Raw genomic sequence first — 5,859 nt, forward strand, 5'->3', positions numbered from 1 at the left:
TAAGAAAGATCCGGGTAATCGATAGCCTTACAAGGGGAGGGTTAGGGAGGGGTCAAATAATATTCGATACACTAATCATGACTTGACAAACATCCTCTAAGTCTCTAAGGAGGACAGATGAAATAACAATCCCCGTCACCAAGGGTGCGGGGAGTCTCAAAGCAGTTTTCATGGAGGGGGTTATACAAATGTCTATTTAGGCTACTTTTGTCATTTTTTCCGAGAAAAGCACCTTTTGATAGTAATCTTGTAGCTGACCTGTGGCAGCTGACCAGCCCCATTTTTCTGCCTCTCTACGGGCGTTGTGACGGATGACATCTCGTTCTTGCTTGTGTTGTAGGAGGCGGACAGTGGCATTAATGGCATCTTCAACATCTGCTGTGGGGTCAAAAAGATAGCCATTAAGGCCATCTGTAACAATATCAGGAATTCCCCCAGAACGGGCTGCTACTACCGGACAACCAGCGGCCATTGCTTCTAGTAGCACCAGACCTAGTGTTTCTGTGCGAGAGGGAAAAATAAAGGCATCGGCGCTAGCAAAGGCAGAACCTAATTCTGTCCCCATGAGATATCCCACAAAATGGGTGGGAGTGTCGGCAAAATGTTTTTCTAATTCTTGACGGTGGGGACCATCACCTACCAATGCCAATCGAGCATCGGGAATTGCTGCTAATATGGGCTTGATGCGCTCAATTTCCTTTTCGGCGGAAAGACGACCGACATAGAGTAGCAAGGGACTGTCTGGGTGATTTTCAGACAGACGCGATCGCATGACCCCAGTAGCTAAATTAGGATGAAATAATTCTGTATCTACACCTCTTTGCCAGATCTTGACCCGTTCGATACCATGTCCTGTGAGTTCTGTCATCATCGCCGTAGAGGTACAAAGATTCAAAGCGGCTTGATTATGAGCACCTTTGAGCAATTCCCACAGCAGCCCTTCTAGCATTCCCAATCCGTAATGCTGGAGGTATTGAGGTAAATGGGTATGGTAGGAGGCTACTAATGGTATTTTGAGGATCTTGCTATAAAAAATTCCCGCCAGTCCTAAGACAGCTGGATTAACCACATGAATAATATCTGGCTGAAATTCTTCTAAAGCAGAACCAATGGCGGGACGGGGTAAGGCCATTTTTAGCTCTGGATACAATGGCAGCGGAAAACCACTCACGCCGTAAACTTGAGCTCCTTTGTGTTCGGTGATGCCGCCATCAGGGGCAAACACTAGTACTTGGTCACCACGGCGCTGGAGATGGTCTACAGTATGGCGCAGGCGCGTGACTATGCCGTCAATTTTCGGGAGAAAGGTTTCAGTAAATAGGGCGATTCTCATAAAAACTAAATAAGCAGATAATCCCAGATGCTTTTGGATGGCAATCAATTACCCAGACACTCGGTCTGGTGGGTATAGATACAAATCGTGCATATGCAGGCTTTATGGTCAGTCCGCCCTGCTAGGTAGAAGTGGGCAAGATGCCCACCCTACAAACTATATAGTTGATGCTCAGTCAAAAAGGATGTTTCGCTACAGGCTGAGAATTAATTTCTGTGCCAAGATACCTTGGGCAGAATTTGCTGGTGATCAACTCGTTTTTGATACTTGACGGCAAAGTTTAACAGAGAATCTAGTAAGGAGTCAGACAGATAGTGCGGCTGTAAACCTAGGTCTAGCAGTTTGGTATTTTTGGCGTTGAAGTAGTGTTCTTCTTTTTCCACTCTGGGGTTATCCAGGTGATTGATTTCTACATTCAGTCCTATGGCATTGCCAGCTTTTTTCACCATTAATGCCAGGTCACCAATGCTGAATAGTTCAGTAAATTGGTTAAATACCCGGAATTCCCCTGGCGCTGCAGGGTTAGCGATCGCTAGTTCAATACATCGTACTGTATCCCGAATATCTAAGAATCCGCGAGTTTGTCCACCTTTACCGTAGACGGTGAGGGGGTGGGCAATCGCAGCTTGGATACAGAAACGATTTAGTGCTGTTCCAAACACTCCATCATAATCAAGACGATTAATTAACATCTCGTCCATTCCCGTTTCTTCGGTGAGAACGCCATAAACTATCCCTTGATTTAGGTCTGTAGCTCTTAATCCCCAGATACGGCAAGCAAAGTTGATATTATGACTATCATGAACTTTGCTCAGGTGGTACATGGAGCCGGGTTGCTTAGGATACGGTAGGGTATCTTTGCGCCCGTTGTGTTCAATTGTGATGTACCCCTCTTCGATGTCGATATTGGGTGTACCATATTCGCCCATTGTTCCCAGTTTTACCATGTGGCAATCTGGGAAATCTTCTCGCATGGCGTAGAGCAGGTTTAATGTGCCGACTACGTTATTGACCTGGGTGAGAACTGCGTGTTCTCGGTCAATCATGGAAAAGGGCGCTGATCGTTGTTCACCAAAATGCACTAGAGCCTGGGGCTCAAATTGGTGTAGAACTTTCTTGAGAAATTCGTAGTTAGTAATATCGCCAATGAATAGGTCGATAGATTTACCTGTCAAATCTTGCCAGCGCTGGAGGCGTTGCTGAATTGGTGCGATGGGAGTTAGAGTTTCCAGACCCAATTCATTATCCCAGTGCCGCCGCACCAAACTATCTAAAATTCCAACGTCATAACCTCGGTTGGAAAGGTAAAGTGCAGTTGCCCAACCGCAATATCCATCACCACCAATAACCAGGACTTTCATCTTCACCAGTTTTTACTCGCTGATAGCTAAATCTATCAGGTTTCTGTACCTTATTCACGATCATTCTTGTAAAAATAGCTGGTTCTGGGTTGGAAATTCATGAGGATGACGGGGATGAGGAGCATTAAGCAATTGAAAATTCACCCTTGAAGTCTTTGACCTCCGGGGATTCCCGCGCCAGAATCCTTCACGTCCAGGCAATGTTGTCGAACAAATGATCATTCTTGACTCATCTATTGTAAATAAACGTAACAAAAATAGCGTTAAAACGCTTTAACGTCTTGACAACTGATAAACCAACCGATAAGGTGATATACATACCCGGGTAAGGCCGTCAAAGAGTTATATGCAAGCTAAGCAAAAGGTTACTTTGTATTTGTCGCCAGAAGTTCACAAAAAACTGAAGATTCGTTCAGCTATTGATTCCGAACCGATGTCTGAACTTGCCGAACGCGCCCTAGTCTTCTACCTAGCTAACTCAGAATTAGTGGAGGAAATTGAAGCTTCTGTGTATGGACGAACACACCGAATTTATTCCTGCCCAGATTGTGACAGTTCATTAGTCTTACGTGATGGAGAACTGATTGCTATGGCTAATCAACCGGGAATAATGAGGGAGCATCTATCTATTGATGAAATGGAAAAAGATGAAACTCATCCCAAGGGTGAGGAAGAATTGGTTCCTTGCTAGGTAAGAATGATGAATGAACAATTCATAATTCTGCTGTTGCCACAACCAAAAAACGATGTCTTTACTGTATAAGGTCTCAAGCAGGTCGATTGTATGAAAGAAGAGCTCAGTATTCTAATTCAAGCTCAATATCCTCTAATCTACCTTGTGACCTCCGAGGAAGAGCGGGCGGAACAGGCAATTTCCACAATCGCCCAAATATTAAAGCCCCAACGCCGCGTATACGTCTGGACAGTAACTCACGGCATCGTGGAATGTGGGCAACCCCGGAACGTCACTCAACACAACACTGTTTCCCCAGAGGCTGCAATTGAGTGGATAATCCGACAGAAAGAACCTGGTATATTTATTCTTAAAGATTTACATCCGTTTATTGATGCGCCGGCCACAACAAGGTCGTTAAGAGATGCGATCGCCAGCTTCAAGGGAATGCAGAAGAACATCATTTTGATGTCACCCATGCAGCAAGTTCCCATTGAACTAGAGAAAGAAGTTGTGGTGATTGACTTCCAATTGCCAGACATGGCGGAGTTAAACAAAGTCTTAACTTACCATTTAGAGCAAAATCGGGGGCGACGACTGACAACCGAGGCGCGAGAAAAGCTTCTCAGAGCCGCTTTAGGTTTAACTAAAGACGAATCTGAGAAAGTATACCGTAAGGCACAAGTAACTACAGGTCGCCTAACGGAAGAGGAAGTAGATATAGTTCTATCAGAGAAAAAGCAACTAATTCGGCGCAATGGTATTTTAGAATACATCGAAGAAGATGCAACCATTGATGCTGTAGGGGGCTTAGAAGAACTAAAAAGGTGGCTCAAACAGCGATCGAATGCCTTCACAGAAAGGGCAAGAGAGTATGGTTTACCTCAACCCAAAGGGATGTTAATTCTTGGTGTTCCTGGTTGCGGTAAGTCGCTAATTGCCAAAACTACCTCCCGACTATGGGGTTTACCATTACTACGCCTAGATATGGGGCGGGTATATGACGGCTCAATGGTGGGAAGAAGTGAAGCAAATTTACGTAATGCCCTAAAAACAGCAGAATCTATCTCTCCAGCGATTCTGTTCATAGACGAGTTAGATAAATCCTTTGCGGGTAGCTCAGGTTCATCTGATTCAGATGGGGGTACATCAAGTAGAATCTTTGGTTCTTTCCTAACATGGATGCAAGATAAAAAATCTCCAGTCTTCGTCATGGCCACTGCTAACCGAGTGGAACGCTTACCAGGAGAATTTTTACGGAAAGGACGTTTTGACGAAATTTTCTTTGTGGATCTGCCCACAACCGAAGAACGCCAGGATATTTACAAAATCCACCTCACCAAGCGTCGTGAAGAAATTTCGCGATTCGATCTTGAGCAATTAGCCAAGATGTCTGACGGCTTCTCGGGGGCAGAAATTGAACAAGCACTTGTGGCGGCAATGTATGAAGCCTTTGCCCAAGACCGCGAGTTCACACAATTAGATATTATTGCTGCACTAAAAGCGACTCTGCCGTTGTCTCGGACGATGCAAGAACAAGTAACAGCCCTGAGAGATTGGGCTAGACAGCGCGCACGACCCGCCGCAGCCTCCGTTGCTGAATATCAGCGCCTGGAGTTTTAAAAGCTTTCCCCTGCTCACCCCGGGGGCAAAGGCTAGCCCAAAAGCTAGCAGCAAAGAGAAAAAGCCGCATTTCCATCAGCGCGGCTTACCGAAAAAAAACCGTTGTCTTTTTTCTCACTCTTCTCACTGGAGGAAACCCAAATGTCTCATTTTAGCACTCTGCGTACCAAAATCACCGATGCTGAAATCCTCAAGTCTTCTTTACGCGACTTAGGTATCACCGTAAAGACTGAAGCTGATGTTCGTGGTTACAATGGTCAGCGCGTTCGTTCGGACATCGTGGCTGTTTTGGAAGGTGAATATGATCTAGGTTGGTCCCGCAATAGCGATGGTTCCTTTGACCTCATCGCCGATCTGTGGGGCGTTGCTAAGAAGCACAACCAAACCGAGTTAATCAACTCCATCAACCAAAAGTACGCTGTTAACAAAACCTTGTCTGAAGTCAAACAGCGCGGTCTGCAAAACGCCAATGTCAAGTTGGTATTGCAATAAATATTTCTCAGCGCGTTCCCAAAGCTGAACGGGTTAACCACATCATTAGCGGTTAGCCCGCTTTTTTATTCTGGTATTATACTGGGAAATTTGTCCATGACTCTAAGAGGATGTTTGATAAGTTTTCAACAGGTAATTTTTATCTTAGGGAACAGGGAACACACCGAACAGGGAACAGGGAATGGGGAACAGGGAACACACAAAAAACAATCAAATCCAGTCCCCTCCCCTTACAACTATTCATTACCCACATTTTTCTTAACAATCTTGAAACATTTATGTGGCAACGGTTTCAACGCTTGAAAATTTCCCTACTCTTGACAAAATGTACCTTATTCTTATTGATAAAAACCTTATTTTATTGATAATCATCAACG

At 44.8% G+C, this 5,859-nt stretch carries 5 protein-coding genes; 3 read left to right on the forward strand and 2 right to left on the reverse strand.

Annotation, left to right across the window (positions count from 1 at the left end):
* Positions 1–196 precede the first annotated feature (196 nt).
* Both NWP21_RS10435 and NWP21_RS10440 read right to left on the reverse strand, forming a co-directional pair.
* Entirely contained in the window at positions 197–1,333 is a 1,137-nt protein-coding gene (locus NWP21_RS10435) for a glycosyltransferase family 1 protein (protein ID WP_280792646.1), read from the reverse strand.
* A 206-nt stretch (positions 1,334–1,539) separates the two neighbouring features.
* Entirely contained in the window at positions 1,540–2,694 is a 1,155-nt protein-coding gene (locus NWP21_RS10440; RefSeq protein WP_280792648.1) for an NAD-dependent epimerase/dehydratase family protein, read from the reverse strand.
* A gap of 346 nt (positions 2,695–3,040) precedes the next feature.
* Between NWP21_RS10440 and NWP21_RS10445 the strand changes: the two genes are divergently transcribed.
* From NWP21_RS10445 to NWP21_RS10455, 3 genes are all read left to right on the forward strand, one after another.
* Positions 3,041–3,385 (forward strand): hypothetical protein, encoded by a 345-nt coding sequence (locus NWP21_RS10445; protein WP_280792647.1) that lies wholly within the window; start codon positions 3,041–3,043, stop codon positions 3,383–3,385.
* A gap of 93 nt (positions 3,386–3,478) precedes the next feature.
* Complete coding sequence (locus NWP21_RS10450; RefSeq protein ID WP_271733831.1) at positions 3,479–4,990, forward strand: AAA family ATPase; 1,512 nt, start codon at positions 3,479–3,481, stop codon at positions 4,988–4,990.
* 141 nt (positions 4,991–5,131) lie between these two features.
* Positions 5,132–5,482 (forward strand): DUF1257 domain-containing protein, encoded by a 351-nt coding sequence (locus tag NWP21_RS10455; RefSeq protein WP_200989473.1) that lies wholly within the window; start codon positions 5,132–5,134, stop codon positions 5,480–5,482.
* The last annotated feature ends 377 nt before the right edge of the window (positions 5,483–5,859 follow it).

Source organism: Anabaenopsis sp. FSS-46 (assembly GCF_029891665.1).
GTDB lineage: Bacteria > Cyanobacteriota > Cyanobacteriia > Cyanobacteriales > Nostocaceae > Anabaenopsis > Anabaenopsis arnoldii.